Annotated in this window: 23 protein-coding genes; 6 read left to right on the top strand and 17 right to left on the bottom strand. The window is 68.4% G+C overall.

The features are described from left to right. Positions 1-77 precede the first annotated feature (77 nt). From I4U41_RS07290 to I4U41_RS07245, 10 genes are all read right to left on the bottom strand, one after another. The gene (locus I4U41_RS07290; RefSeq protein ID WP_206861578.1) at positions 78-1139 is read right to left on the bottom strand and encodes a FecR family protein; all 1062 of its coding nucleotides are present in this window, start codon (positions 1137-1139) and stop codon (positions 78-80) included. 2 nt (positions 1140-1141) lie between these two features. Then, complete coding sequence (locus I4U41_RS07285) at positions 1142-1663, bottom strand: RNA polymerase sigma factor (protein ID WP_425492512.1); 522 nt, start codon at positions 1661-1663, stop codon at positions 1142-1144. Between the two features lie 158 nt (positions 1664-1821). After that, positions 1822-2550: a response regulator gene (locus I4U41_RS07280; RefSeq protein WP_206860491.1), complete on the bottom strand. Its 729-nt coding sequence runs from the start codon at positions 2548-2550 to the stop codon at positions 1822-1824. Between the two features lie 11 nt (positions 2551-2561). Further along, positions 2562-5198: a sensor histidine kinase gene (locus I4U41_RS07275; protein ID WP_206860490.1), complete on the bottom strand. Its 2637-nt coding sequence runs from the start codon at positions 5196-5198 to the stop codon at positions 2562-2564. A gap of 124 nt (positions 5199-5322) precedes the next feature. Further along, positions 5323-5943 (bottom strand): potassium-transporting ATPase subunit KdpC, encoded by a 621-nt coding sequence (gene kdpC, locus I4U41_RS07270; protein ID WP_206860489.1) that lies wholly within the window; start codon positions 5941-5943, stop codon positions 5323-5325. Between the two features lies 1 nt (position 5944). Beyond that, on the bottom strand, positions 5945-8011 hold the full coding sequence (kdpB, locus tag I4U41_RS07265; protein ID WP_206861577.1) for a potassium-transporting ATPase subunit KdpB: 2067 nt from the start codon (positions 8009-8011) through the stop codon (positions 5945-5947). Positions 8012-8030: 19 nt separating this feature from the next. Then, a complete protein-coding gene (gene kdpA / locus I4U41_RS07260; protein ID WP_206860488.1) occupies positions 8031-9779 on the bottom strand; it encodes a potassium-transporting ATPase subunit KdpA in 1749 nt (582 codons plus the stop codon). Between the two features lie 102 nt (positions 9780-9881). Then, positions 9882-9974 (bottom strand): potassium-transporting ATPase subunit F, encoded by a 93-nt coding sequence (locus tag I4U41_RS07255; RefSeq protein ID WP_206860487.1) that lies wholly within the window; start codon positions 9972-9974, stop codon positions 9882-9884. A gap of 11 nt (positions 9975-9985) precedes the next feature. Continuing rightward, positions 9986-10711 (bottom strand): TorF family putative porin, encoded by a 726-nt coding sequence (locus I4U41_RS07250; RefSeq protein WP_242525093.1) that lies wholly within the window; start codon positions 10709-10711, stop codon positions 9986-9988. 275 nt (positions 10712-10986) lie between these two features. Next, entirely contained in the window at positions 10987-11820 is an 834-nt protein-coding gene (locus I4U41_RS07245) for an oxidoreductase (protein ID WP_206860486.1), read from the bottom strand. A gap of 89 nt (positions 11821-11909) precedes the next feature. Between I4U41_RS07245 and I4U41_RS07240 the strand changes: the two genes are divergently transcribed. Next, positions 11910-12866 (top strand): AraC family transcriptional regulator, encoded by a 957-nt coding sequence (locus tag I4U41_RS07240; RefSeq protein ID WP_206860485.1) that lies wholly within the window; start codon positions 11910-11912, stop codon positions 12864-12866. A 160-nt stretch (positions 12867-13026) separates the two neighbouring features. Then, positions 13027-13449 carry a universal stress protein gene (locus I4U41_RS07235; RefSeq protein ID WP_206860484.1) on the top strand — a complete coding sequence of 141 codons (423 nt, stop codon included), beginning with the start codon at positions 13027-13029 and terminating at the stop codon, positions 13447-13449. A 49-nt stretch (positions 13450-13498) separates the two neighbouring features. On the opposite strand, the gene I4U41_RS07230 is transcribed toward I4U41_RS07235, so the two are convergent. Continuing rightward, entirely contained in the window at positions 13499-14389 is an 891-nt protein-coding gene (locus tag I4U41_RS07230; RefSeq protein ID WP_206860483.1) for an NAD(P)/FAD-dependent oxidoreductase, read from the bottom strand. Then, a complete protein-coding gene (locus tag I4U41_RS07225; protein ID WP_206860482.1) occupies positions 14386-14829 on the bottom strand; it encodes an Rrf2 family transcriptional regulator in 444 nt (147 codons plus the stop codon). Before I4U41_RS07225 ends, I4U41_RS07230 begins: the two co-directional genes overlap by 4 nt. Positions 14830-14916: 87 nt before the next feature. Between I4U41_RS07225 and I4U41_RS07220 the strand changes: the two genes are divergently transcribed. Beyond that, the gene (locus tag I4U41_RS07220) at positions 14917-15537 is read left to right on the top strand and encodes a pentapeptide repeat-containing protein (RefSeq protein ID WP_206860481.1); all 621 of its coding nucleotides are present in this window, start codon (positions 14917-14919) and stop codon (positions 15535-15537) included. A gap of 9 nt (positions 15538-15546) precedes the next feature. On the opposite strand, the gene I4U41_RS07215 is transcribed toward I4U41_RS07220, so the two are convergent. From I4U41_RS07215 to I4U41_RS07195, 5 genes are all read right to left on the bottom strand, one after another. Next, positions 15547-15918, bottom strand: coding sequence for a DUF3325 domain-containing protein (locus I4U41_RS07215; RefSeq protein ID WP_206860480.1), 372 nt, complete (start codon positions 15916-15918; stop codon positions 15547-15549). Further along, positions 15911-17578, bottom strand: a complete 1668-nt coding sequence (locus I4U41_RS07210) for a PepSY-associated TM helix domain-containing protein (RefSeq protein WP_206860479.1) — start codon at positions 17576-17578, stop codon at positions 15911-15913. Before I4U41_RS07210 ends, I4U41_RS07215 begins: the two co-directional genes overlap by 8 nt. A 13-nt stretch (positions 17579-17591) precedes the next feature. Further along, on the bottom strand, positions 17592-17906 hold the full coding sequence (locus tag I4U41_RS07205) for an iron uptake protein (protein WP_206860478.1): 315 nt from the start codon (positions 17904-17906) through the stop codon (positions 17592-17594). Positions 17907-17942: 36 nt separating this feature from the next. Continuing rightward, positions 17943-20114: a TonB-dependent siderophore receptor gene (locus tag I4U41_RS07200; RefSeq protein ID WP_206860477.1), complete on the bottom strand. Its 2172-nt coding sequence runs from the start codon at positions 20112-20114 to the stop codon at positions 17943-17945. A 219-nt stretch (positions 20115-20333) separates the two neighbouring features. Beyond that, entirely contained in the window at positions 20334-21344 is a 1011-nt protein-coding gene (locus I4U41_RS07195; RefSeq protein WP_206860476.1) for a glycoside hydrolase family 43 protein, read from the bottom strand. Between the two features lie 206 nt (positions 21345-21550). Between I4U41_RS07195 and I4U41_RS07190 the strand changes: the two genes are divergently transcribed. The 3 genes from I4U41_RS07190 to I4U41_RS07180 all read left to right on the top strand — a co-directional run bounded on the left by I4U41_RS07190 (position 21551) and on the right by I4U41_RS07180 (position 25210). Continuing rightward, positions 21551-22474, top strand: coding sequence for a 2-dehydro-3-deoxygalactonokinase (locus I4U41_RS07190; RefSeq protein ID WP_206860475.1), 924 nt, complete (start codon positions 21551-21553; stop codon positions 22472-22474). Between the two features lie 328 nt (positions 22475-22802). Further along, the gene (locus I4U41_RS07185) at positions 22803-23915 is read left to right on the top strand and encodes an aldose epimerase family protein (RefSeq protein WP_206860474.1); all 1113 of its coding nucleotides are present in this window, start codon (positions 22803-22805) and stop codon (positions 23913-23915) included. 128 nt (positions 23916-24043) lie between these two features. Continuing rightward, on the top strand, positions 24044-25210 hold the full coding sequence (locus tag I4U41_RS07180) for a cellulase family glycosylhydrolase (protein ID WP_242525092.1): 1167 nt from the start codon (positions 24044-24046) through the stop codon (positions 25208-25210). Positions 25211-25221: the final 11 nt, after the last annotated feature.

Genomic DNA, 25221 nt, shown 5'->3' with positions numbered 1-25221 from the left:
TCGATGAATTTTTTGTTGCAACGTTGGGATTGCGCCAAGTGCGATCGCGCGACGCCCGCCGCGCATGGCGTCGCGCATCAGTGGCGCGCGGCGTTTTCCTGCGACGCGACGCGCGAACTGACGCGGATCGCATTAGCCGACACGTGCGTCACCAGCGTGGGCTGCTGGTCGAGGAACGCGCGCATCGACGCCACGTCGTCCGCGCGCAGGTTGCCGGTGAGCCGCAGCGCGCCCGCGTCCTCGTCGACGGCCAGGCGCGTTCCGTTGAGACGATTGAACTGGTCGGCGACATCGCGCAGCGCTTCGTTCCGGAACACGATGCGGCGCGTCCACCACGCGGTCATCGTGTCGGCGTCCTCCTGGCTCACGCTCACCGTCTGGTCGCGGTAGCTCACGCGCGCGCTCTGCCCCGCGCCCAGATCGGCCAGTTCGCGGCCGTTGCCATCGTCGCCGACGACCACCACGCGTCCTTCCACCACGCCGATGCGTGCCTGTTCGCGTTGCAGCGCCACGTCGAACGTGGTGCCGATGTCCTGCACCTGCAAACCGGCGGCGTGCACCGACAGCGGACGACGGTCCTGCGCGACCACGAAGCTCGCCTGCCCGCGTTCGAGTTCGATCCGCCGACGCAGCAGCCCGAAGCGCACGCGCAGCGCGCTTTCGGCATTGAGGTGCGCGACGGTGCCGTCGGGAAGCGCGATGCGGCGCGGCTCGCCGTGCGCGCTCGCGTAGTAGGCCGACTGCGGCCATGCCATGCGCAGGCCGACGCCGATCGCGACGGTGGCGATCACCGCGACCGCCGCCGCCCTCACGAAGCGCGGCGTCCGTGTGCGTGCTGGCTGCGCAAGCGTGCGCGCCTGTCGCGATGCGGGAAGCGGAAGCGTCACGACGTTGCCCCGCTTCGCCGGGGCGGGCGGCTCGCGCGATGTCTCGTCGTCGAGCGGCCATGCGCGCATGGCATCGGCCAGTTCGGCGGCGAGGCGGCCGACGGCGAGGTATTCGCGCAGATGGCCGGGCGAGGTCACCAGCCATTCCATGAAGCGCGCCTGCCCGGCGGCGTCCAGGCCGCCCTGGCGCTGCAATGCGTGCCATTCCAGCGCTTCCTGCGCGATGCGTGCGTCCGTGTCGGTGCGTTCCATGCTCATTCCCCGCGTTCGGCCGCCATCGCCTGGCGGCAGATCGACAGCCCGCGAACCACGTGCTTCTTCACCATGTGCGACGAAACGCCGAGCCGTTCGGCGATCTGCCGGTAGCTCAGTCCGTCGCGGTACTGCATGACCAGCACCGCGCGCGTGCGTTCGGGCAGCGTGCCCAGCAGTGCCTGCAACCGGTGGCGGCGTTGCGTGCGGTCGGCGGCGTCCTCGACGCAGTCCTCCGCGGCGAGCAGCGCCGTCATGTGGTCCATCTCCTCCAGCGAATGCACCGGCCGCTGCCGGCGCACGGCCTGTTCGCGCGCGAGGTTGAGCGCGACGGTGAACAGGTACGCCTCGGGATTGCCGATCGCCTCGCCCTGTGCCTGGTGCGCGCGCAGCAGGCGCAGATACGTTTCCTGCACGAGGTCCTCCGCTTCGTCGTTCGCGCCCCGGCGCACGAAGAAGCCGCGCAGGACCGGCGCCTGTTCGGCGAACATGTGCGCCAACCCTCGTTTCCCCTGCTCGGCCAATGTGCTGCCCCGCCCCCTGGAGGGCGCCGAGCGTACGCGGGGTGTGTGACGCGCCGGTTACGCGCGAAAGGTGGCTACGGCGCGCAGGGGTTCGTGCTGGCGCTTTCGATCGCGCTGGACTACCTCGGCTGTTGCGAGTGCGAGAACGGCGGGCTTTCTCAGCCGTCGCCCGGAGCGGTGCCCGAGACTTGCCCGATGAACTTGTAGCCCACGCCGGGATCGGTCGCGATGTACCTGACGTGCGCCGCATCCTCATGCAGCTTGCCGCGCAGCTTGCCGACCAGGATGCGGAGGTAATGCGTGTCCTCCTCGTGGGTCGGGCCCCAGAGTTCGCGCAGGATGTGGGGCTGCGTCACCACGCGGTCGGCATGGCGCAGCAGCAGCGACAGCAGCGCGAATTCCTTCCTCGTGAGCACCACCGCCCGCCCCTCGACATGGACTTCGCGCCGCACCAGGTCGACATGCAGGAACCCGTCGTCGTACACCGGCGCGGGCGATTCCATGTTCACCGCGTGCGTGCGCAGCAGGGCGCGCACGCGCGCCATCAGTTCCTGCGCGCCGAAGGGCTTGGTCACGTAATCGTTGGCGCCCCCGTCGAGTCCGGCGACTTTCGCGGTCTCGTCCGATCGCACCGTGAGCAGGATCACCGGCACGGACGACCATTCCCGGAGGTCGCGCAGCACGTCCTGGCCATCGCGATCCGGCAGCCCGAGGTCGAGGATCACCAGATCCGCGCCCTGCGTCGCCAGGGCTTCCAGCCCCGACTGGCCGGTGCCGGCGGCGATCACCTCGTAGCCCTGCGCGCGCAGGCTGATGTCCAGGAACCGGCGGATCTGCGGCTCGTCGTCGATGACGAGGATGCGGGGAGCTGCGCTGGAGTTCCGCATGGCGCGCGTGGTCAGGGTTCGAGTCGAGGCAGGGTGATGCGGATCGTCGTCCCGCGTCCGTCGGGGCCGGGCAAGGCTTCCACCCCTCCCCCGTGCGCGCCCACCATACCCTGCGTGATCGCCAGCCCCAAGCCCGTGCCCTTGCGCCCGCGATCGCCGTTCTCGACGCTGTAGAACATGTCGAAGATGCGGCGGCGTTCGTCGTCGGGGATCCCGGGGCCGCGATCGCGCACGTCGAGCCGCAGGTTGCCGTCGACCGTTCGCGCGTCCACCTCGATGGGCACGCCGGGTGGCGAGAACTTCCCCGCGTTCTCCAGCACGTTGAACAGCGCCTGCTCGACGAGCGCCGGATGCACCCAGATCGGCGGCATGTCCGGCTCGACCGATATCCTGAAACCCGCCTGCGGTTCGTAACGTTGCAGGCGCGTCACCGCGGAACCGATCAGTTCGTCCACGCCGATCCAGTCGCGCTTGAGCGTCAGGCCGCCATGGCCCAGGCGCGTCATGTCCAGCAGGTTCTGGATGTAGCGGTCCAGCCGTTCTCCTTCGATGCGGATGGTTTCGAGGAGCTCGTGGCGATCCCGCGCGGGCATCGCGTCGCCGTAATGATCCAGGCTGCTCGCGGAACCGATGATCGACGCCAGCGGCGAACGCAGGTCGTGCGAGACCGACGACAGCAGCGCCGAACGCAGGCGCTCGGTCTCGTTGCTCACGCGCGCGTTCTCGAGATCCGCGACCAGTCGCGCGCGGACCGCCGCCTGCGCGATGTCGTCGGCCATGGCTTCGGCGAGTCGTCGCTGCTCCGCACCGAGGCGGTGCACCTGCGGCGGGAAACGCAGGCCCATCACACCGGCCTGCCGTTCGCCCAGCGCCAGCGGCATGAACCACCAGTCCGCGCCGGCCAGCGTGTCGGTGAAGCGGCCCGACGGCTGCCGATGACGCATCGCCCAATCCGCGGCGGCGCGATCCTTCTCGCCGAGGCCGGAGGCATGTTCGGTCTGCTCGCCGACCTGCAGCATCACCTCGACGTCGAACGCGCGACGCAGCGCGGCGCGGCCCGCCTGCAACACCTGGCCGAGATCCGCCGCGGCGGACAGCTGCCTTCCCAGGGTCTGCAAGGCGGTCGCCTGCGCGTTGGCCGCGCGAAGCGCCACGACCTGCATGCGCAGCTTCGACGCAAGCCGTCCCGCCACCAGCGCCGCGACGAGGAACAGGATCACGGTCGTCACGCCCTGGCGGGCGCCGATCATCAACGTGAAGCGCGGTTCGATGAAGAAGAAGTTGTAGGCCAGGAAGCACAGCGCGGCGGCGATGACGGCTGCCGCCATCCGCGTGCGTGCCGCCACCAGGACGACCGCCACGATGAAGATCAGCGAGAGGTCGTCCAGGTCCAGCCACCGCTCCGCCAGCCAGGCGATGGCCGTGGCAAGGGTCGCCGATGCGAACGCGAGCAGCGCGTCGTTCCGGCTGAGGTGCCCCTTCAGCGTGCGCCACGAACGCCGCGATCGCGCACGCGCTTCCGGCGTGCTGATGATGGTGAGCTCGTAATGCGCGCCGCGTTGCAGCAGCTGCTGCGTCAGCGTGCGGTTGAACATGCGCGCGAAGGGCCGCTCGCGCGTGCGGCCGAGCACGATGGTGCTAACGCCGGCCCGCGCGGCCTGGTCGAGCAGCGCGTCCACGATGCTGTTCCCATGCAGCACCAGCGCATCGCCGCCGAGGCGCCGCGCCAACGCGAAGGCGCGTTCGAGCTCGAGTTGCTGCGCCTCGGTCGGGATCGCGGACTGGACGGTGACCACGCTCCACGGTGCGTCGCGACGCTCCGCCAGGCGGCGCGCGACGCGCACCAGGTATTCCGACTGCCCCATGCCGTCGATCGCGACCATGACCCTGCGCCGCAGCGGGACGCCCGGCAGGCCGCGCGCCGCCTGCGCCTCGCGAAGGTCGCTGTCGACGCGATCGGCCGCCGTCTGCATCGCCAGTTCGCGCAGCGCGGTCAGGTTGCTGGGCGAGAAGAACGCCTGCAACGCGTGCGCCGCCTGTTCGGGCACATAGACCTTGCCCTGCTGCAGCCGCTCGATCAGTTCGCGCGGCGGAAGATCCACGAGGACGATGTCGCGCAGGCGGTCGAACACCGCGTCGGGCACGGTCTCGTTGACGCGGATGCCGGTGATCCGGTGCACGACGTCGTTGAGGCTCTCCAGGTGCTGGATGTTGATGGTCGAGTAGACGTCGATGCCGGCATCGAGCAGCTCGATCACGTCCTGCCACCGGCGCTCGTGGCGACTGCCGGGCACGTTGCGGTGCGCGAGTTCGTCGACGAGCGCCAGCTTCGGTCTGCGTTCCAGCAGCGCGTCGAGATCCAGTTCGTCCAACGATCGGCCGTGGTACTCGATGCGCCGGCGCGGAAGCACTTCGAGTCCATCCAGCAGCGCGGCGGTCTCGCTGCGGCCATGCGTTTCGGCGATGCCGACCACCACGTCGAGGCCCCGCCGTTGCAATTCCCGCGCGCGACTGAGCATCGTGTAGGTCTTGCCCACGCCCGGCGCGGCGCCGAGGAAAATGGTGAGCCGCCCCGCGCCCTGGCGTTGCAGTTCGCCGATCAGGGCGTCGGCCTGCTCCCCACGTTGCGCGGCGCTGCGATTGGTCATGTCTTCACCTGGAAGGCGCCACGCATGCGCGTGGCGCCCGAACGTACGACGAAAGGCCGGCCGCCCACTTTAGACGACCGTCGGCGGAAGCGGCGCAGGGGCTGGAAACGCCATGTGCCCTCGCCTACTCCTCCAGCGCATCCAGCGCCAGGTTGAGCTTGAGCACATTCACGCGCGGCGCGCCCAGGACGCCGAACTGCGGCTCTTCCGTGTTGGCGCTCACCAGTCGCTCCACCGCCGCGACGTCGAGGCCGCGCGCTCCGGCCACACGGGCGACCTGCACCTGCACGCCCGCCGGCGACAGGTGCGGGTCCATGCCGCCGCCGGACTGCGTGACCAGTTCGGCCGGCACCCGTGCCGGTGCGATGCCTTCGCGCCGCGCGACCTCCTGCCGCAGTTCGTCCATGCGCGTGCGCAGGTCCGGATTGCTGCGCGCCAGATTGCTGCCGGCCGCCGCCATCGGATCGTAGTTCGCGGCCGACGGGCGCGAATGGAAATAGCGCGCATCGGCGAACGGCTGCGGTACCCATTCCGAGCCGCGTGCCCGGCCGTCGACGACCACCAGGCTGCCGGTGGCCTGGTGCGGGAACACCACGCGTCCCAGCGCGGCGGCGCCCAGCGAGTACAGGAAGCCGAAGCCGGCCAGGACCACCACCGTCAACACCAGGCTCGCGCGCAGCGTGGTCCGGTCCTCCAGCTCGACGGCCGGTGCCGTGGCGTTCGTGTGCAATGCGGAAACGTTCATGTCAGACACCCAGGGCAACGAGGACGAGGTCGATCAGCTTGATGCCGACGAAAGGCAGCAGCACGCCGCCGACGCCATACACCAGCATGTTCCGGCGCAGCAGCGCGACCGAGCTGGCGGGCCTGAAGCGCACGCCCTTCAACGCGAGCGGGATCAGCGCGGGAATGATCAGCGCGTTGAAGACCAGCGCCGCGAGCACCGCATTGCGCGGGCTCGACAGATGCATGACGTCGAGCGCGGCCATCTGCGGAATCGCGGCGGCGAACAGCGCCGGCAGGATCGCGAAGTACTTGGACACGTCGTTGGCGAGCGAGAACGTGGTGAGCGCACCGCGCGTGATCAGCTGCTGCTTGCCGACCTCGACGACCGCCAGCAGCTTCGCCGGATCGCTGTCGAGATCGACCATGTTCCCGGCTTCCTTGGCGGCCTGCGTGCCCGAATTCATCGCGAGTCCGACGTCCGCCTGCGCCAGCGCGGGAGCGTCGTTGGTTCCGTCGCCGACCATCGCGATCAGGCGGCCACCGGCCTGCTCGGCGCGGATGCGCGCCAGCTTGTCCTCCGGGCGCGCTTGCGCGATGTAGTCGTCCACGCCCGCTTCCGCGGCGATCGCGGCGGCGGTCAGCGGGTTGTCGCCGGTGATCATCACGGTCTTGATGCCCATGGCGCGCAACCGTGCGAAGCGCTCCTTGACGCCGTGCTTGACCACGTCGCTGAGTTCGATGACACCGAGCACGTGCCGTCCTTCGCTGACCACCAGCGGCGTGGCGCCGGCGCGCGCGACCTGCTCGACGCGCGCATTCAGTTCCGCAGGCACGAGCCCGCCCTGTGCGGCCACGTGCCGCTCGATCGCGTCGCCCGCGCCCTTGCGGATCGAGCGCACGCCGCCGTCCACGTCGGCACCACGCAGGTCGACGCCGGACATGCGCGTCTGCGCACTGAACTGCACGTAGTGCGCGCCCTCCGGATCCTGCAACGCCGTGCCCTGCTCGCGCGCCAGCTTCACGATCGACTTGCCTTCCGGCGTCGGATCGGCCAGCGACGACAGCAGCGCGGCTTCGCGCAGTCGCGACATGTCGATGCCGGCGAGCGGATGGAACGCCGTCGCCTGGCGATCGCCGTGGGTGATGGTGCCGGTCTTGTCCAGCAACAGCACATCGACGTCGCCGGCGATTTCCACGGCCTTGCCCGACTTCGCCAGCACGTTGGCGGCCAACGCGCGGTTCATGCCGGCGATGCCGATGGCGGGCAGCAGGCCGCCGATGGTCGTGGGGATCAGGCACACCAGCAACGCGATCAGCAACAGCGGATCAAGCTTCGCGCCGACGAAGCCGGCCAGCGCCGGCAGCGTCGCGCAGACGACGAGGAACGTCAGCGTCATCGCCGCCAGCAGCATGGTCAGCGCGATCTCGTTCGGCGTCTTCTGCCGGTTCGCGCCTTCCACCAGCGCGATCATGCGATCGAGGAAGCTGTGCCCGGGCTCGGCGCTGACCTGCACGATGATCTCGTCGGACAGCACCTTGGTGCCGCCGATCACGCCGGAACGATCGGTACCGGCCTCGCGCAGCACCGGCGCCGATTCGCCGGTGACGGCCGCCTCGTTGATGGTCGCCACGCCTTCGACGATCTCGCCGTCGGCGGGCACGAACTCGCCGGCCGAGACGATGACGTGGTCGCCCGGCCGCAGGCTCGCCGCCGCGACGCGGGTTTCCCCGGCGACGCGGGTGCGGCCTCCGAGCCGGCGCGCCACCAGGTCGCGTCGCGCGGCGCGCAGCGAAGCCGCCTGTCCACGGCCGCGCGCTTCCGCGATGGCCTCGGCGAAGTTCGCGAACAGCACGGTCACGAACAGGATCGCGGTCACCGCCGCACCGAAGGCGACGTTGCCGGGCACCGCGACGGTGATCAGCGCCGACAGCAGCGTGCCGAGCAGCACGATGGCGATCACGGGGCTCTTCAACGCCTGGCGCGGCGACAGCTTGCGGAAGGCGTCGACCAGCGCGGCACGCAGTGCCGTCGCATCGAGCCCGGCCACGGCCTGGCGGCGGGCGTAGCCCAGATGGGTCTGTGTAATGTCAGTCACGTTTGCTACCTCACGGCGCCGCCGCAGCGGCGCTGTAGAAAGTCAGGTGATCGGCGATCGGTCCCATGACCAGCGCCGGCATGAACTGCAGCACGGTCAGGATCACGACCACGGCCACCAGCGTCACGGCGAAAGTCGGCGTCTCCACGTGCAGCGTGCCGCCGCTCTCCGGCGCCACGCGCTTGCGCGCCATCAGGCCGGCCACGGCGAGCGGCACGATCAGTGCGGGGAAGCGGCCCAGCGCCAGCACCGCCGCACAACTCAGGTTCCACCAGTACGTCGCATCGCCCAGGCCTTCGAAACCGGACCCGTTGTTGGCGAAGGCCGACGCGTACTCGTAGAACACCTGGCTGATGCCATGGAAGCCGGGATTGGAGTTGCCGGTGATCGACGGAATCGCCAGCGTCACCGCGGTGAAGCCCAGCAGCACGACGGGCTGCAGCAGGATCAGCAGGGCCAGCAGCCGCACTTCCGGCGCTTCGATCTTGCGGCCGAACAGTTCAGGGGTGCGTCCGGTCATGAGGCCGGCGAGGAACACGCTCAGCAGCAGGTACACGAGGAACTGCTGCAGGCCGCAGCCGATGCCGCCCCAGATCGCGTTGATCAGCATGTTGACCATCGACATGCCGCCGGTGAGCGGCGCCAGCGAGTCGTGCATCGAATTGACCGACCCGTTGTTCACCTGCGTGGTCAACGCCGACCATAGCGCCGACGACGTCGCGCCCAGGCGGACTTCCTTGCCCTCCATCAGCGCGGGATCGCTGGCCGTGGGCGAGTACACCTCCGACCACATCGACAGTCCGGTCGACACGACCGACATCAGCAGCATCGTGCCGAACACCATCGCGGTAAGGCGCCGGCGCCGCACGAACGGGCCGACCATGAAGGTGATCGCGACCGGAATCAGCACGATGCCGAGCACCTCGATCAGGTTCGACAAGGGCGTCGGGTTCTCCAGCGCCACGGAGCTGTTCGGACCGTACCAGCCGCCACCGTTGGAACCGAGCTGCTTGACCGCGACCATCGGCGCGACCGGGCCCAGCGGGATCTTCTGCGCCTTCATCTCCACCGACGCATCGACGGGCGCGATGGTCGGGCCGGCTTCCAGCGTCGAGGGCACGCCCTGCCAGGTCAGCAGCAGCGACCATGCGAGGCAGAGCGGCAGCATGAATCGCAGCGCTGCACGGGTGACGTCGACCCAGTAGTTGCCCAGATCGCGATCGCCCTCGCGCGAGGCCGCATGGCCGTTCGCGGTCGGCTTCGCACCACGCTGTTCGATTTCCTCGCGACCGCCGAACAGGCCGCGCAAGGTAGCCACCACCATCGCCAGGCCCATGATCGGCGTGACCACCTGCAGGCCGACGATGCCGACCATCTGCGACAGGTAACTCAGCTGCGCCTGTCCGGAGTAATGCTGCTGGTTGGTGTTGGTGAGGAACGACACCATCGTGTGCAGCGCGGTGTCCCAGCGCATGTTCGGGATGTCGTCGGGATTGAGCGGCAGCCAGGCCTGGATCATGAACTGCACCCAGACCACCAGGCCCACCACGAGGTTGCTCAGCGCGAACGCCCTGGCGTAACCGCGCCAGGTCATGCGGCGCTGCGGATCGGTGCCGATGGCTTTGTAGATGACGCGCTCGACCGGGCCGAACACGGCGTCCAGCCGACTGCGATCGCCGCGCATCACGCGCGCGAGATACCGTCCGAGCGGCCAGCCCAACACGATGGCGAGGGCGTATACGAGAAGGATTTCAGTCATGGTTGTGCTCTCTCGCCGTCAATGCCATGGCGCACGGGAACGGGCGTCGTCCGGGCTTCCGGAGGACGCCGATGCCCGCCGCGCGGCATGACGGCCGTTGCCTCAGAAATCTTCGGGACGAAGAACCACGTACAGCAGGTAGGCCGCGGCGAGGATCACCGCGACGGCGCACACCAGGGCAAGCCAGCCAGGCATTTCGTCGCTCCTCAGAAGGACGCCTGCACGGCCGCCTCGATGCGGTCGCCGGCGAAGTCGTCGCCGAAGATCGTTTCGGCGTTGGAATCGGTGGCATGCGCGGTGAGCCGCAGTTCCAGCGGCGCAGCCACGGCCCACACCGCGCTCAGTTGCGCATGCGAATAGCTCCGGTCGTACACCTCATCCAGCCAGTAGTGGCCGGCGGCGGCTTCGATGCGGAACGCGTCGTTCACCGGAAAGCGCGCGCCGATCTGCGTGTAGACGCCGGCGTCGTCGCTTCCCAGCGCTTCGGGCGAATAACCCAGCGACAGCCAGTAGTTGCCTGCGTAGGTGAGCGTGCCGTTGAGTTCGGCCCAGTCGAGATCGACCGTCGTGGACGGGTACTGGTAGCGCAGCACGTTGACGTCCAGCGCCCAGTGTTCGGCGAGGTTCCCCGCCCAGCCGACGGTGAAGTCGAGTTCGCTGCTTGCGTGGATGTCCGGGGCGAACTCCACGTTCGAGCCCCACACCGAACCGTAGAATCCGAAGTCGCCCGCCAGCTTGAAACCGGCCTGCACCGCCGCGTCGCCCTGCGTCTGCGTGGTGCCGCGCCAGACGTAGTCGCTGGTCAGCGCGGCGCTTCCGCTCAACTCCGCCGCACCCGCATGACCGCCCAGCGAAAGCAGGCCGACCATCGCCAGCACGCCGAAGGGAAGATACGTGCGCACCTCGCGCGCACGGAAAATCGTGTGTTTCATGTACCCCTGCCTGAGTCGACGAGGCCATCTCCGGCCACGGCGAAATTCTCGGACTCGTCGAGGTAAAACCTCTATTTCGTTATGCGGGGTATGCGTAAATTCTGCATAAATAATCGCGGGCTTCCCGCGCTGCATGTGTAGCTGCCCTTGTAGCCCGGGTAAGGCCGAAGGCCGCACCCGGGGAGCGCCCGGCGTCCCTCACGCGAAAAGCCCCCGGGTGCGCTTCGCTTACCCGGGCTACAAACGCGTCTTTCCGTTGTTTCCCGGAGGCTCCTTCAGCCATCCGTCGATCGCGTCAGGGCTTCCCACCGGGACAACTCCTCCTGCAGATCCGCGATCTTCGTCCGGATCAACGCCAGCGCATCGCTGCCCAGCACCAGATGCGATGGCGGATCGTCGCTTTCGATGATCTCGAGCATCGCCTTCGCCGCCTTTTCCGGATTGCCCAGCTGCTTCCCGCTGACCTCCATCCGTCGTTGACGAACCGGATCGAACACCACGTCGTAATCGCCGATCGAACGCGGGCTGCGCACCATCGAGCGCCCCGCCCAGTCCGTGCGGAAAGAGCCGGGGGCCACGGCGGTCACGTGGATGCCCAGATGCCGCACCTCCTTGCCGAGCGCCTCGCTGATGCCTTCGAGCGCGAACTTGCTTCCGCAGTAATAGGCGATGCCCGGCATCGTGATGAAGCCGCCCATCGAGGTGATGTTGAGGATGCGGCCGGAACGCCGCGCGCGCATGTGCGGCAGCACCGCCTTCATCATCGCCGCCGCGCCGAACACGTTGACGTCGAACTGCCGGCGCATCTGCGGCAGCGGCGATTCCTCCATCACGCCTTCGTGGCCGTAGCCGGCGTTGTTCACCAGCACGTCGATCGGACCGATCGTTGCTTCAATCCCGCGCACCAGCGGCTCGATGGCGTCATGATCGGTGACGTCGAGCAGTCGCGCGTGCGCCCGCCCGGGCACCAGCGCCTGGAACGCTTCGGCCGATGCCGCATCGCGCACGGTTCCCACCACGTGGTGGCCGGTCGCCAGCGCTTCGCGCGCGAGTGCGCGGCCGAAGCCGCTGCTGACGCCGGTGATGAGGAGGTGTTTCGGATTCGCCATCGTCCGGCTCCGTTGAAGGGTCGGGTGCACAATACGCAGGCCAGCCCGCCCGGATAAGGCGCGAAAGCCTTCCGTGATTGCCCATTCCTATGAACCGCCCCCACCGCCCCGCCCGACCGTCCGGGCTCGCCCCCCTTGCGCCGCGGGTCCTCGCACTGGCGCCGGACGAGGGCTACAACCTGACGGCGCTCCCGAGCCTGCGACTGCTGCGATCCAATCGTCCCCTCGCCCGCACGCCCGTCCTCTACGACCCCGGCATCGTGATCGTGTGCCAGGGCCGCAAGCGCGGATACTTCGGCCAGCGCACCTTCGTGTACGACGCGAACCAGTACCTCGCCGTGTCCGTTCCCGTGCCCTTCACCATGGAGACCGATGCCACCGAGCAGGAGCCGCTGCTCGCGCTGTACCTGCATCTGGAATTCCCGCTGGCGGCCGAACTCGCGCTGTCTATCGACCGGCACGGCCGGCGCGCGAACGAAGCCGAGCCGCGCAGCATGATGTCCAGTCCGATGGACGACGCGATGCATCTGTCGGTGCTGCGCCTGCTGCAAAGCCTGGCCGATCCCGTCGAAGCCGGAATCCTCGGGCCGCAACTCCTGCGCGAGGTGTACTACCGCATCCTGACGGGGCCGCAAGGCCCGAATCTTCGCGCGGCACTGGCCATGGAAGGGCGCTTCGGAAACATCGCCAGGGCGCTGCAACGCATCCATGCCGCGTACGACCAGCCGTTGAGCGTCGCGCAACTGGCCGCCGAAGCCGGCATGAGCGCGCCGTCGTTCCACAGCCACTTCAAGGCCGTGACCTGCACCTCGCCCATGCAGTACCTCAAATCCACGCGCCTCCACCAGGCGCGCCTGCTCATGACCCAGGAAGGAATGACGGCCGCCGCGGCGTGCCATGCGGTGGGGTTCGAGAGCACGTCGCAGTTCAACCGCGAGTTCAAGCGACTGTTCGGACTCACGCCCGCACGCGAGGCGCGACGCATGCGCGAGAGCTTCGCCATGCCGCCGCGACCGGCGGATGCGCGGTACGTTTCGTCGCACTGATTCGCGCGTTCGCTGGAATTCCGCTGCGAGTGACGGGGCGTCTGTCGTCTCCTTCTCACGTTCCCTTCACGTTTCTTCGATCAGATAACCCCGCCGAATGCAAAGGTCCGCGACATCTGAAGCGCACATCCGCCCGGCCATAGTTCAAGGAGCCCCGACCATGCACATCCTGTTGGCGGTGGACGGCAGCGACGTCAGCTCGCGTGCCGTGAAGTACGTGGTGAACCTCGCGCGACAGCTCGCCAGGCCGCCGCGCATCGTGCTGGTGAACGTCGACCTGCCGCTGCTGCAGCGCGTCGCGGTGACCATGGGCGCCAGGGCGGTGGAGCAGTTCCACGCCGAGAACGCGAAGATCATGACGCGCGATGCCAGGCGCACGCTCGCGCGCGCCAAGCTCGCGTTCGACGAGGAACTGCGCGTGGGCGATGTCGCCTCCACGATCCTGGAGATCGCGAAGAAGCGACGCGTGGACCAGATCGTGATGGGTTCGCACGGCGACGGCCCGCTGCGCGGGATGTTCCTGGGTTCGGTGTCGACCAAGGTCATCGCGCGCGGCACGCTGCCGGTGACGATCGTGCGTTGACCGGCGTCGCGCTCGCGGAAATGCGCGAGCGCGGGCCACCGCGCCGGAATCAGATCGCCGGCAGGATCAGCGACCGGTGCAGCTGCGCGCCGGCCCACGCACCATCGCCGACGGCGAGCGACACCGAATGCGGCATGCGCGCCACGTCGCCGCAGGCGAACACGCCGGGCACGCTGCTTTCCTTCGTGTCGGCGGTGCCGATCTGGATGCCCATCGGCGTTTCCGCCAGCGCGCAACCGAGCTGTTCGCCGATCGGCGAGGCCGGTGCGTTGCGCGGCGTGGTGAACAATCCGGCGAAGGACAACCGCCGGTCATCGGCGAGCACCACGTCGGCGTGTCCTTCGATGCGCGCGATGGCCGTCGACTCGACGCGGACGCCACGGCTTGCCAGATCGTTCGCCATGTCGGCGTCCAGTTCCAGCATTCCGTTGAGGAGGAACGTCACCTTTCCCCACTCCGGCAGCATCTGCGCCTGGTGGATCGACATCGGCCCCGACGCGATGACGCCGACCTCGCCGCGCTGCATTTCGTATCCATGGCAATACGGGCAGTGGAACGCGCTCGTGCCCCAGCGCTCGGACAGGCCCTCGATGTCGGGCAACGTGTCGGACACGCCGGTGGCGAGCAGCAACCGTCGCGCGTGGTACTGCGCGCCATCGCCGAGTGTCACGGAGAACGCATCCTTCTCGCCCGACGCCTCGATCACGTCGCCGTCGTGCCAGGACAGCGTCGGATAGGCTTCCAGCTGGGTGCGTGCGGTGCGGGCGATCTGCGCGGGATCCACGCCGTCCTGCCCGAGGAAACCGTGCGAATGCGACGCCGCGCGATTGCGCCGTCGCCCGCCGTCGACCACCAGGACGCTGCGGCGCGCCCGGACCAGTTGCAACGCCGCGGCCATGCCCGCGTAGCTGCCTCCAATGACGATGACGTCGTGCTTCATGCCTTCCTCCGGAATGAGCGGTTGCGCCTGCGCGCGAAATCGGCGGCCAGTTCGGCCAGCGTGACGGATTCGAATTTCTCCAGGAGCAGCGCCTCGGCCTGCTCGAAGGCATCGTCGAGCGCGGCGTTGACCGCCTGCTCGACCAGGCACTCGGGATGTTCGTTGCGGTTGCCGATGGCGAACAGCGCGGGCTCGCCGAGCGCTTCGTGCAGTTGCCGCAGGTTGACCGAGGACAGGTCGGCGACGATCCGCCAACCGCCCGAATGGCCGCGATCGGCGGCCACCAGGCCCGTTTCGCGCAACAGCCCCATCGTGCGCCTGACCACGACGGGGTTGGTGCCGAGGCACTGCGCGAGTGCTTCGGACGTCATCGGTGCGCCGCGCTCGTTCATGTGCAGCAGCGCGTGGAGGACGGCGGAAAGTCGGCTGTCTCTTTTCATGTAACAAATAATGTTACATAAAAAGCGGCGCGTCAACCGAACGGATCGCGCCCTACAATGCGGACCCTCAAACACTCGGACACGCCGATGGCCGAACGCAGGTATGGAGAGCCGGCCGCCGGCACGCAGACCACCATCGCCTCCGCCGACTGGTATGGCCGCACGCTCCAGCGCGAACAGTTCCGCAGCACGCTCTTCCGGGACCTGGATTTCACCGAGGGCGAGGCGATCGGCGCGTCGTTCCACGAATGCACGTTTCGTCGCGCACGATTCAACGCATCGACCCATTCCGGCGCCGCCTTCGTGAACTGCACGTTCGTCTCGTGCAACTTCTTCGACAGCCGGTTCACCGGCTGCAAGCTGCTGGGGAGCATGTTCGACGGATGCCAGTTCGACCAGATGCAGGTGACCGACTGCGACTGGGCTTTCGTCGGCTTGCCGGGCGCGGATCTACGCCGCGCCACTTTCCTGCGGACGCGATTGAGGGAAGCGGACCTGACCGGCGCGCGATGCCAGGGCGCATCGCTACGGGATTCGGATCTCTCGGGAGCATGGCTCCACGGCGCCGATTTTTCCGGCAGCGACCTGCGGGGCAGCGACCTCAGCGCGCTCGATCCTGCGAACAACAGCATCCGGAACGCGATCATCACGATCGACCAGACGATCACGATCGCCGAGGCGCTGGGACTCGACGTGCGGCTGGAGTGAGCCCGCGGCTCAGCCGGGCGGCAACGTGCCTGCGGCGTTCGTCCGGCTCACCTGCCCTGCGCGAACCCACGGCGCCAACGCGCGCAGCCATCGCGGTTGCCACGACAGGAGGAAGGCGGTGGCGACCGCCGACGCCGCCAGCGTCATCACCCACACCAGCGACGCCATCGATGCGTGATCGACGACCAGGCACAGCGCGAGCGCAACGAGCAGGCCGGCGGCGCCCATCCATCGCAACATGCGCGCGATTCCGGCCGAAGGAACACCACCCCACACCTGCTGCGCATGCACGGGCATGGAAAGCGCCAGCCAGCCCATGCCGGCGAGGTTCGCCAGCATCGCGGCCGACAGCAGCCACGCGGACAACAACGACTCAGACATGCGCGGGCTCCGTTGCGACGACGCCCGACCGCGCCACCGACGCACGCTTCGACAACGCGCGCCACGCGAGCGCCGCGACGGTGGCGCCGGACAGCAGGAACAGGTCCACCCCGGCCACCGGCCAGTAGCCGGCCGACAGCGTCTTGAGCAGATGGTCGCCGGTGGTGATCCAGTTCAACGCGACGGCGGCGACCGCCAGCACCGCGATCGCGATGCACTGCTCGCGCCAGGCGGGATTCGCCCTGCCCTGCGCGACCGGCGCGCTGCGCCACCCCGCATGCACGAAGGCGAGCGCCCACGTGCCCCAGAAGGCGTAGCGCTCCCAGTCGCCGCGGCCCGGCATCGCTTCGGGCAGCAACCGGTTGGCGACGAGGATGCCCAGCGCCGCCAGCACCATGCCGGTCACCGTGGTCACGGCCAGTGCATCGACGATGCGCGCGCCCTGGCTGCCCTGCTGCGCGTGCTGGCGCTTGCGTTTCTCGACGAAGAACACGAACCCGGTGGCGATGCATACCGCGCCGGCCAGTCCGCCGAACACGTACAGCCAACGCAGCAGCCAGTGGCGGAAGTGCTGCAGGTGCAGGCCGGTGAGGAACTCGCTGACGCGGCCCACCGACGTCGCCGGTGGATCCTCGCGGATCAGCTCGCCCGTGGACGCCTTGAAGTGGATGCCGTCGCCGACCAGCGCGATGCGGTCGGTGCCGGCGCGATACACGCTGACATAGCCGTTCGCGTCGCCCACGTGCATCAGCACCAGGAAGCCGACCTCGCCCGCCTTGCCCTTCGCCTCCCAGCGGCGCTGCGCCTGCGCGACCATCCCGTCCACCGACGCCAGCCCGGCCGGCACGCCGGCGCGTTGGTGCGGCAGGCCGGTTTCCCGCGCTTCCACCTGCGCGTGCAGATCGTGCAGCGTGTGCAGCTGGGTGTGGCCCACCGGGAAGTAATAGGTGGCGGCGAAGATCACCAGCCCCGTGAAGGCGAAGAAGAAATGGAACGGCAGCGCGACCACGCCGGTGAGGTTGTGCAGGTCGAGCACGCTGCGCAGGCGCGCCTTGCCCGGGCGGAAGGTGAAGAACTCGCGGAACAGCTTGCGATGCATCACCACGCCGCTCACCAGCGCGGCGAGCATCACCAGCGCGGAGAGCCCGACGATCCAGAAGCCCAGGTTCTTCCAGTCCAGGGTCAGGCTGTAGTGCATCGGATAGAAGAACCCGCTGCCGATCTTCAGCTGGTCGTCCGGCAATACGCGGCCATCGCGCGGATCGATGGTGCCGTAGGCCCAGATCGCCTCTTCCGGATCCTTCGAATTCGGCACGTCGTAACCGGCGTACAGCGCGAGCACCGGATCGCGATGCGTCGTGTAGGCGCTCCAGCTCTCCACCGTGTCGAAGCGCGCCGGCATGTCGCCGTCCACGCGCGGACGCATCGCATCCACGGCCTCGCGCGTGGGCTGCATGCGCTCGAACGCCGGGCGCAGCACCTGTTCGAACGACGGCATCGGTTGCGGCTCGATGCGCGTGGCGGGAATCGACCAGCGGTCGATCTCGCGATCGAACACCGACAGCGCGCCGAAGAAGAACGCGGCCATCAGCACGAAGCCGAGCACCAGCCCGAACCAGGTGTGCAGCCACGCCATGGATTGCCGGAAGCTGTTGAGCATGATCGAGCCCTCCTCAGGCCAGCAACGACTGCAGCAGCGACGCCGCGCCGGTCATCAGCGCACCGCTGCCCGCGAGCACCGCCCACACCACCGCCAGCCGTCGCGCGGCGATGGCCCACAGGAACACGACCAGGTACGCCAGCAGGCCCGTAAGGGCGCCGAGGAATTCCGCGTCGTGGAAGCCGAGTCCCGCCGCGAACAGCAGGCAGGTGGTGAGCGCCACCACGCCCCAGGCGAAGCCGTAGCCGCCCAGCACCGCCGCGCCCACGCGCGATGCGGTGCGCAGGCGGTGCGCGGTGATGAAAGAGCGGGCGATCGTGCTGGACATGGCGTCTGGCGGTCCTTGCGTTACGGGTGGCGGCGGTCAGAACCGCCAGTTCAGGCTCAGCATGTAGTTGGCCGGCGCACCGTAGAAGCCACTGTAGCGCAGCGTATTGATGTACTTCTCGTCGGTCAGGTTGTTGACGTTGAGCCGCAGCGTCGCGTTGGGCACGAAGTCCCACGCCACGAAGCCGTTGAGCACCGCGTAGCTGTCCTGGCGAACGGTGAAGCCGTTGCTTTCCACGTTCGAGATGTCGCTTTGCCAGCGCCCGCCGATGCCGTACGACAACGCCGTGTAACCGGGCACGCGCGCGGTCAGCAGCAGGTTCGCGGTGCGACGCGGCACCCAGCGGTAGGTGTCGTCGCCGTCCTGGCCGGTCAGCTTCAGCGCGGTGGCGCCAAACACCAGGTCCACGTGATCGGTGAGGCGGCCGGTGACTTCGAACTCGACGCCCTTGGATTCGACGTCCACGCCCGTGTAGTAGTACTGGCCGTGCTGGTTGTAGCCGGCGCCGGTGGCGAGGTTGTCCTGCTTCGCCTGGAACACGGCGAAGGTCGTGAGCAGGCGCTTGTCGAGCCAGTCGGCCTTCACGCCCAGCTCGTAGTTGGTGCCCTTGGTCGGGTCCAGGAAGCGGCCGTCCTGGTCGGACTGGCTCTGCGGGTGGTAGATGTCCGAATAGCTGACGTAGCCGAGCACGTGCTCGTTGAAATCGAACGTCAGGCCGGCGTACGGGCTGGTGTGCCCTTCGGTCTGGTCGAACACGACGCCGTAGTTGATGCCGTCGCGATGGTACTGCGCGTAGTTGAAGCCCAGCACCGCCTTGAAGCGGTCGGTGAGCGCCAGCCGCATCGCGCCGAACGCGCGCTTCACGCGCTGGTCGAGCACGCTGTAGACCGAGCTTTCGCCCCACTCCGGCTCCGGGATCACGTCGCCGCCCCACGGGAACGCCGGCATGACGATGTAGCCGAACAGATCGCTGTCGTAAACGGCGTTGGCGAATTCGCGGTTGGTCGCTTCGCTCTTCGCCCAGCCCAGGCCGAACATCGCCTCGTGCTCGCGGCCCCACATCGGGAAGCGGCCGTTGACGGTGGCCGTGCCCAGGTGCGAGGTCATTTCATCGTCGCCGCCCCATGGATAACCGTACAGGCCCAGGTTGGTGCCCGGCTCCAGGCCGGTGCCCTGGTAGTCGGTGGCGTAGAAGAGCCTGTCGTCGTTCTCGCTCCGGCGGTAGTCGTACGACAGCTTCAGCTGCCAGTCCATGCCGAGCTGGTGCACGTACTCGACGAACGCGTTCTGGTTGGTCGTGTCCCAGTACGTCCAGTCCTGCGTGGTCGACGCGCTGCGGCTCCACTCGGCCTGCGTGCCATCGTTGTACATGAAGGTCAGCGCGCCCCACATGTTGCCGTCGGTGCGCGCCTCCTGCCACGAATAGCCGAACGTCAGCGTGCCGTTCTCGCCGACCTGGCCGTCGACCACGCCGTAGACGAAATCGCGCTGGTCTTCCTTGCCGCGAAGGTAGGAATCGCCCTGCTCGTGCGCGGCCACCACGCGCCCGGCCCAGGTGCCGTCGGCGGTGAACGGCGTGGAATAGTCGACTTCCGCGCGCAGCGTGTCCCATGACCCGTAGCCGAGGCCGAGCGAGCCGCGGCTGTCGTTGGTTGGACGCTTGCGCACGTAGTTGATGGTGCCGGCCGCGTTGCCCACGCCGGTCAGCAGGCCGTTGGCGCCGCGGATGACTTCCAGCTTCTCGTAGCCGGCCATGTCCATCGCGCCGGTGACGATGCCCCAGTCGTTGGGCAGGCCGACGCCGTCGATCTGGGTGTTCTCGATGTCGAAGCCGCGCGAGGTGAAGGTCGTGCGGTTGGTCTCCCACTCGTCCACCTGGATGCCGGTGGCCAGGCGCAGCGCCTCGTTGAGGCTGTCCGTGCCGAACTGCTGCATCTGCACGTTGTCCACCACGCTGATCGACTGCGGCGTGTCCTTGATGTCCAGGTCGAGGTTGGTCGCGCCGTTGCTGACGCGCTGCGCGCGCTGGGCGACGACGAGAACCGCGTCGAGGTCGGTGGCGCTGTCGGCGGACGCATCGGCCGCCAGTGCGGCGTGCGGGACGCCGAGCAGCGCGAAACAGATCGCCAGGCCCAGTCGGTTGGGCGAAACGGGGCGTTGCCGATGGGAAACGGCGAAGGACGAGCGTGCGGAACCGGAAGAAGGCATGTGGGGGTGTCTGGATGCGAACGGGAATGTGGGGCGAACCCCGCGTTCGCTGACGCCAGTCACATCGACGGCCTTCGCGCAATCAGAGAGGTCCCTGCCTGTTCATTATTAAATGCGAATAATTCTCATTATTCAACAGGCGGGGTTTGCCGGGTGCGTCCGGACGGCCCGGCGGGCGGCGTTGCCCCGCCCCCTCGAGCGTTGGTAGGAGCGGTTCCGTCAGCCGCCCGGCGCCTTCAACTTCACGCCCTTCCCCGCCGGCCTGCCGAACTCCGGCTGCCCGTCCTTCGTCCAGCGCACCGGCTGCATGCGCGGCGAGCGCTTCGCCGTGCACTTCATGTCGGGGCCTGGATTGGCGTGGTAGACGATCCACGTCGTGCCGTCGGCCGCTTCGAAGAAGCCGTTGTGGCCGGGCGCGTAGACGCTGCGTTCCGCATCCTTCGCCAGCACCGGGCCGGGGACCTTCGTCCACGACGACGCATCCAGCGGATCGCGTCCGGGCGCGGCGCGCAGCAGGCCGATGGCGTAATCGTCCGACCAGCACGCGCTGCCGGAATACGTCAGGAACAGATCGCCGTTGGGGCCCTTGAGGAACTCCGGTCCCTCGAGGATCTGCCGCCCGCCCTGGCGCTCCCACGCCTGGTCGGGGCGCGCGATGATCGTTTCCTTGCCGCTGAGCGTCCACGGATTCGCCATCGCGACGATCGACAGCACGCTGTCGGGTCCCACGTACGGCGAATACACGAAATAGCGTTTGCCTTCGTGCACGAACGTGGTGCCGTCGATGCCGGTGTGTTCGGTCTTCAGCTGGCCGCGATCGATCCATTCGCCCTGCGTCGGATCCGCGCCCGCGTTCTCCAGCACGAACACGCCGCGATGCGCGTCGTCGTCGTGGCCGCTCGCGGCGGCGGTGTAGTACAGGTACCACTTGCCGTCGATGCGATGCAGTTCCGGCGCCCAGATCGACTGCGCGTTCGGCCCGCTCGCCGGCGGCGTCCACACGGTGGTTTCCGGCGCGTCGGCCAGGCGCGTGAGGTCCGAGGTCTTGCGGATCGTGAGCCGGTCGCCACGCGTGGCCATGTAGTAGTAGGTCGCGCCGTCGCGCACGATCCACGGATCGGGCCCGGACGGCAGCAGCGGATTCTCGAACGTGCCCTGCCCGGCCGCGTTCGCGGCTCCGGCGAGACACAGCATCAACGTGACGGACAGGAGCCCCCGGCATCGGGTCATGCGGCCTTCTCCTTGCGGGATGGAGGAAACGCGTCCGCATCGCGTGCGGCTCGCATTCGTCGCGGCTTCGTGCGGCTTCCTGACGCCGGCACGGAGCATTGCGCGCGGCCATCGACGTAAACATATAATCGGACAATTCGCAAGGCGCCGGACAGGTGCCGCACATTCCCGCCGCACGCGCGGCCTGCATCCGGTCTTCCAACGCCATGAGCGAAACCTCCGACGCCATCGTAGGCATCAACTGGGGCAGTTCGAATTTCCGCGCCCACCTCATCGCGCCCGACGGCTTGGTGCTCGATTCGCTGGAAGCGCCCGCCGGCGTGGCCTCGCTGCAACGCGACGGCATGGTCGGGATGGCCGACCGCGTCCGCGCGCGATGGCCGCACGCCACCCGCGTGTACGCCGCCGGAATGATCGGTTCGAACGTCGGCTGGACCGACGCCGGCTACGCCGACTGCCCCGCCGGAATCGAGCGCCTGTGCGAACGCCTCGTGCCCACGCGCATCGGCGAACTCGCGCTGCACATCGTCCCCGGACTCGCCTGCGTGCGCGAACGCGACGGCGCGCCGGACGTCATGCGCGGCGAGGAAACCGAACTGCTCGGCCTGCACGCCAGCGGCCGGCTCGGCGATGCGCCCCTGGTCGCGCTGCCGGGCACGCACACCAAGTGGGTCGCGATCGCGGACGGTCGCGTGGTCGAGTTCATGACCGCGATGTCGGGCGAGGTCTACGACCGGCTCACCGCCGCGGGCCTGCTCGCGTCGATCGTCGAAGGCGCTGGCCGCGATGGCCACGCCTTCCGCGACGGCGTTCGCACGAGTGCGTCGCGCACCCTGGGGCTCGGCGCGCTGCTCTTCGGCGCGCGTGCGCGGGTGATTCGCGGAATGCTCCCGAAGGCGGACGCCAGCGCGTACCTGCGCGGATTGTTGATCGGCTCCGAGATCGCGGATGCGCTGGCGCTGTTTCCACGCCGCGACGACGTCGCGATCCCCCTGGTGGGCTCGCCCGCCGTGTGCGCGCTGTACGCGGCGGCGCTGGAGGAACTGGGACTGACGTCGCGCACCGTGGCGTCGGCCGATGCGATCGCGCGCGGGTTCGTGGAGATCGATGCGCGGGTTCGCGCTCGCTGATCCGCCATCACGCACGCGTTGCTCTCGTAGCCGGGTGAGCGCAGCGACCCGGAAGGCTTGCCGCGCCCCGGGTGCGCTGCGCTTACCCGGGCTACAAAGGCTGGACGAGCCTGGTGATCCGGCGCCGCTGCTTTCGCCCGTTGGCGCACATGGTTTGCGCTTCTTGCCAGATTCTTCACCGCAACCTGTGCGATTGCTGCCCTCACCGTGTTGCGGCGCAACGTGCATATTGTCTGATTATATGTTTTTGTCTGTCCCACGCTGCCAAGGGCCGTGTTCGGGAGGGTCGAGAGTGATGGGGCTTCGCAAGGGGATCGCGGGTTGGTGCATGGGCGCGCTGGCGCTCGCGGCGACGGGTGCCGCAGGCGCCCAGGAACGCACCGTCGTCGGCACGCTGCCGGACGGAACGAAGGTCGAATCGATCACGCTGCGCGACGGCAGCGGCATGCAGGCGCAACTGTGGACGCTCGGCGCCGCGCTGCACGCGTTGCAGGTGCCCGATCGCGACGGCAAGTACGCCGACGTCATCCTGGCCGACGCCACGCTCGACGCCACGCTCGCCAAGCCGCAGTACTTCGGCACGATCGTCGGCCGCTTCGCCAACCGCATCGCCAAGGGCAGGTTCACGCTCGACGGCAAGCAGTACGCCATTCCGACCAACGACGGCCCCAACACCCTGCACGGCGGCACGCGCGGCTTCGACAAGGTGGTGTGGGAGGTGGTCGAGGCGAAGCCCGATCGCGCCACGCTGCGCTACGTCAGCCCGGACGGCGACCAGGGCTATCCCGGCAAGCTCACCGTCACCGCGAGCTACGCGCTCGAAGGCGACGGCACGCTCGCCATCGAGTACCGCGCGACCACCGACGCGCCGACCATCGTCAACCTGAGCAACCACGCGTACTGGAACCTCTCCGGCGAAGGTTCGGGCACGGCGATGGACCACGAACTCACCATCGCCGCCGATGCGTACACGCCGGTCGACGAGACGCTCATCCCCACCGGCGAAGTCGTGCCGGTCGCGGGCACCGTGTTCGATTTCCGCACCGCCAAGCCGATCGGCCGCGACCTTCGCACCGGTTCGGAACCGCAGTTGCTGCGCGGCCGTGGCTACGACCACAACTGGGTCGTCAGCCGCAGCATCGCGAAGCAGCCGCGTGAGGTCGCGCGCGTGCACGACCCGCGCTCCGGCCGCGTGATGACGCTGTCGTCCGCGCAGCCCGGATTGCAGTTCTATTCCGGCAACTTCCTCGACGGCACCACGGTCGGCAAGCGCGGCCAGGTGTATCGCCAGGGCGATGCCTTCGTGCTCGAACCGCAGTTGTTCCCCGACACGCCGAACCAGCCGTCCTTCGGTTCGGCGCGGCTTGTTCCGGGCAAGCAGTACGTGAACCGCATGGTCTACCGCTTCACCACCGATCAGGGCGCCCGCGCGAAGCCGTAAACCGGCCCCCACGCGGTCCATTGCCACCTGCCACGCGACGGCCACGGCCGTCGTGGATGCCGGAGGCATGCCCGTCAGAACGCAGAACGCAGAACGCAGAACGCATACGCAGAAAGGAGATGCTCCCGATGTTGAAATGGCTACCGCAACGATTCGCCTCGCTGGTGCTGGCTGCCGTCGTACTGGCGGGCGCGCCCCTCGCGCATGCGGCCGACGGCGAACGCTGGTCGCAGGCCGAAGCGAACGCCTGGTACGCGAAGCAGCCGTGGCTGGTCGGCAGCAACTACATCCCCGCCAACGCAATCAACCAGCTGGAGATGTGGCAGGCCGACACGTTCGATCCCAAGCGCATCGACCTGGAACTGGGCTGGGCGCAGGACATGGGCATGAACACCATGCGCGTGTTCCTGCACGACATGGCCTGGCACCAGGACCCGAAGGGCTTCAAGCGCCGCCTCGAAACCTTCCTGCAGATTTCCGCGAAGCACGGCATCAAGCCGATGCTGGTGCTGTTCGACTCGTGCTGGGACCCGGATCCGAAGCTCGGCCCGCAGCGTCCGCCGATTCCCGGCGTGCACAACTCCGGCTGGGTGCAGGGTCCGGGCACGGCCGCGCTGGACGATCCGAAGCAGCACGCGCGCCTTGAGGCGTACGTGAAGGACATCGTCGGCAGCTTCGCCAAGGACGATCGCGTGCTCGCCTGGGACATCTGGAACGAGCCGGACAACGAAGGCGGCGGCAGCGGCTACTACCAGCCGCGCGAAAGCAAGCACAAGTTCGACCGCGTCGCCGAGTTGCTGCCGAAGGCCTTCGCCTGGGCCCGCACGCAGAAGCCGACCCAGCCGCTCACCAGCGGCCTGTGGCACAACCCCGACTGGAACAAGCTCGAAGGCCTGAACCGCGTCGAGAAGGCGCAGATCGAGCTGTCCGACGTCATCTCGTTCCACACCTACGCTTGGCCGGAGGATTTCGCCCAGCGCGTGCAGGAGCTGCAGGTCTACGGCCGGCCGCTGCTGTGCACCGAATACCTCGCGCGCGGCGCCGGTTCGACCATCGACGGCGTGCTGCCGGTGGCGAAGAAGCTCAACGTCGGCATGTACAACTGGGGCTTCGTCGACGGCAAGACGCAGACGCGCTTCCCGTGGGATTCGTGGGAGCGTCCGTACACGCAGAAGCCGCCGACGCTGTGGTTCCACGATCTGCTGCATGGCGATGGAAAGCCGTATCGCGCGCGCGAGATCGAGATCATCCGCGCCCTCACCCGCGCCCCGAAGAACGAAGTTCCCGCCCTCTGATCCGTGATCCG

It is taken from the genome of Lysobacter changpingensis (assembly GCF_017308985.1).
Taxonomy (GTDB): Bacteria; Pseudomonadota; Gammaproteobacteria; order Xanthomonadales; family Xanthomonadaceae; genus Lysobacter_J; species Lysobacter_J changpingensis.
The sequence above is the reverse complement of the archived record's forward strand: the minus strand, read 5'-3'. Positions and strand labels throughout refer to the sequence as shown.

Excerpts from the sequence above, each read along its gene's own strand:
- I4U41_RS07290 (WP_206861578.1), bottom strand. The coding sequence starts at position 1,139 with ATGGAACGCACCGACACGGACGCACGCATCGCGCAGGAAGCGCTGGAA.
- I4U41_RS07280 (WP_206860491.1), bottom strand. The coding sequence starts at position 2,550 with ATGCGGAACTCCAGCGCAGCTCCCCGCATCCTCGTCATCGACGACGAG.
- I4U41_RS07275 (WP_206860490.1), bottom strand. The coding sequence starts at position 5,198 with ATGACCAATCGCAGCGCCGCGCAACGTGGGGAGCAGGCCGACGCCCTG.
- kdpC (WP_206860489.1), bottom strand. The coding sequence starts at position 5,943 with ATGAACGTTTCCGCATTGCACACGAACGCCACGGCACCGGCCGTCGAG.
- kdpA (WP_206860488.1), bottom strand. The coding sequence starts at position 9,779 with ATGACTGAAATCCTTCTCGTATACGCCCTCGCCATCGTGTTGGGCTGG.
- I4U41_RS07255 (WP_206860487.1), bottom strand. The coding sequence starts at position 9,974 with ATGCCTGGCTGGCTTGCCCTGGTGTGCGCCGTCGCGGTGATCCTCGCC.
- I4U41_RS07250 (WP_242525093.1), bottom strand. The coding sequence starts at position 10,711 with ATGAAACACACGATTTTCCGTGCGCGCGAGGTGCGCACGTATCTTCCC.
- I4U41_RS07245 (WP_206860486.1), bottom strand. The coding sequence starts at position 11,820 with ATGGCGAATCCGAAACACCTCCTCATCACCGGCGTCAGCAGCGGCTTC.
- I4U41_RS07240 (WP_206860485.1), top strand. The coding sequence starts at position 11,910 with ATGAACCGCCCCCACCGCCCCGCCCGACCGTCCGGGCTCGCCCCCCTT.
- I4U41_RS07235 (WP_206860484.1), top strand. The coding sequence starts at position 13,027 with ATGCACATCCTGTTGGCGGTGGACGGCAGCGACGTCAGCTCGCGTGCC.
- I4U41_RS07230 (WP_206860483.1), bottom strand. The coding sequence starts at position 14,389 with ATGAAGCACGACGTCATCGTCATTGGAGGCAGCTACGCGGGCATGGCC.
- I4U41_RS07225 (WP_206860482.1), bottom strand. The coding sequence starts at position 14,829 with ATGAAAAGAGACAGCCGACTTTCCGCCGTCCTCCACGCGCTGCTGCAC.
- I4U41_RS07220 (WP_206860481.1), top strand. The coding sequence starts at position 14,917 with ATGGCCGAACGCAGGTATGGAGAGCCGGCCGCCGGCACGCAGACCACC.
- I4U41_RS07215 (WP_206860480.1), bottom strand. The coding sequence starts at position 15,918 with ATGTCTGAGTCGTTGTTGTCCGCGTGGCTGCTGTCGGCCGCGATGCTG.
- I4U41_RS07210 (WP_206860479.1), bottom strand. The coding sequence starts at position 17,578 with ATGCTCAACAGCTTCCGGCAATCCATGGCGTGGCTGCACACCTGGTTC.
- I4U41_RS07205 (WP_206860478.1), bottom strand. The coding sequence starts at position 17,906 with ATGTCCAGCACGATCGCCCGCTCTTTCATCACCGCGCACCGCCTGCGC.
- I4U41_RS07200 (WP_206860477.1), bottom strand. The coding sequence starts at position 20,114 with ATGCCTTCTTCCGGTTCCGCACGCTCGTCCTTCGCCGTTTCCCATCGG.
- I4U41_RS07195 (WP_206860476.1), bottom strand. The coding sequence starts at position 21,344 with ATGACCCGATGCCGGGGGCTCCTGTCCGTCACGTTGATGCTGTGTCTC.
- I4U41_RS07190 (WP_206860475.1), top strand. The coding sequence starts at position 21,551 with ATGAGCGAAACCTCCGACGCCATCGTAGGCATCAACTGGGGCAGTTCG.
- I4U41_RS07185 (WP_206860474.1), top strand. The coding sequence starts at position 22,803 with ATGGGCGCGCTGGCGCTCGCGGCGACGGGTGCCGCAGGCGCCCAGGAA.
- I4U41_RS07180 (WP_242525092.1), top strand. The coding sequence starts at position 24,044 with ATGTTGAAATGGCTACCGCAACGATTCGCCTCGCTGGTGCTGGCTGCC.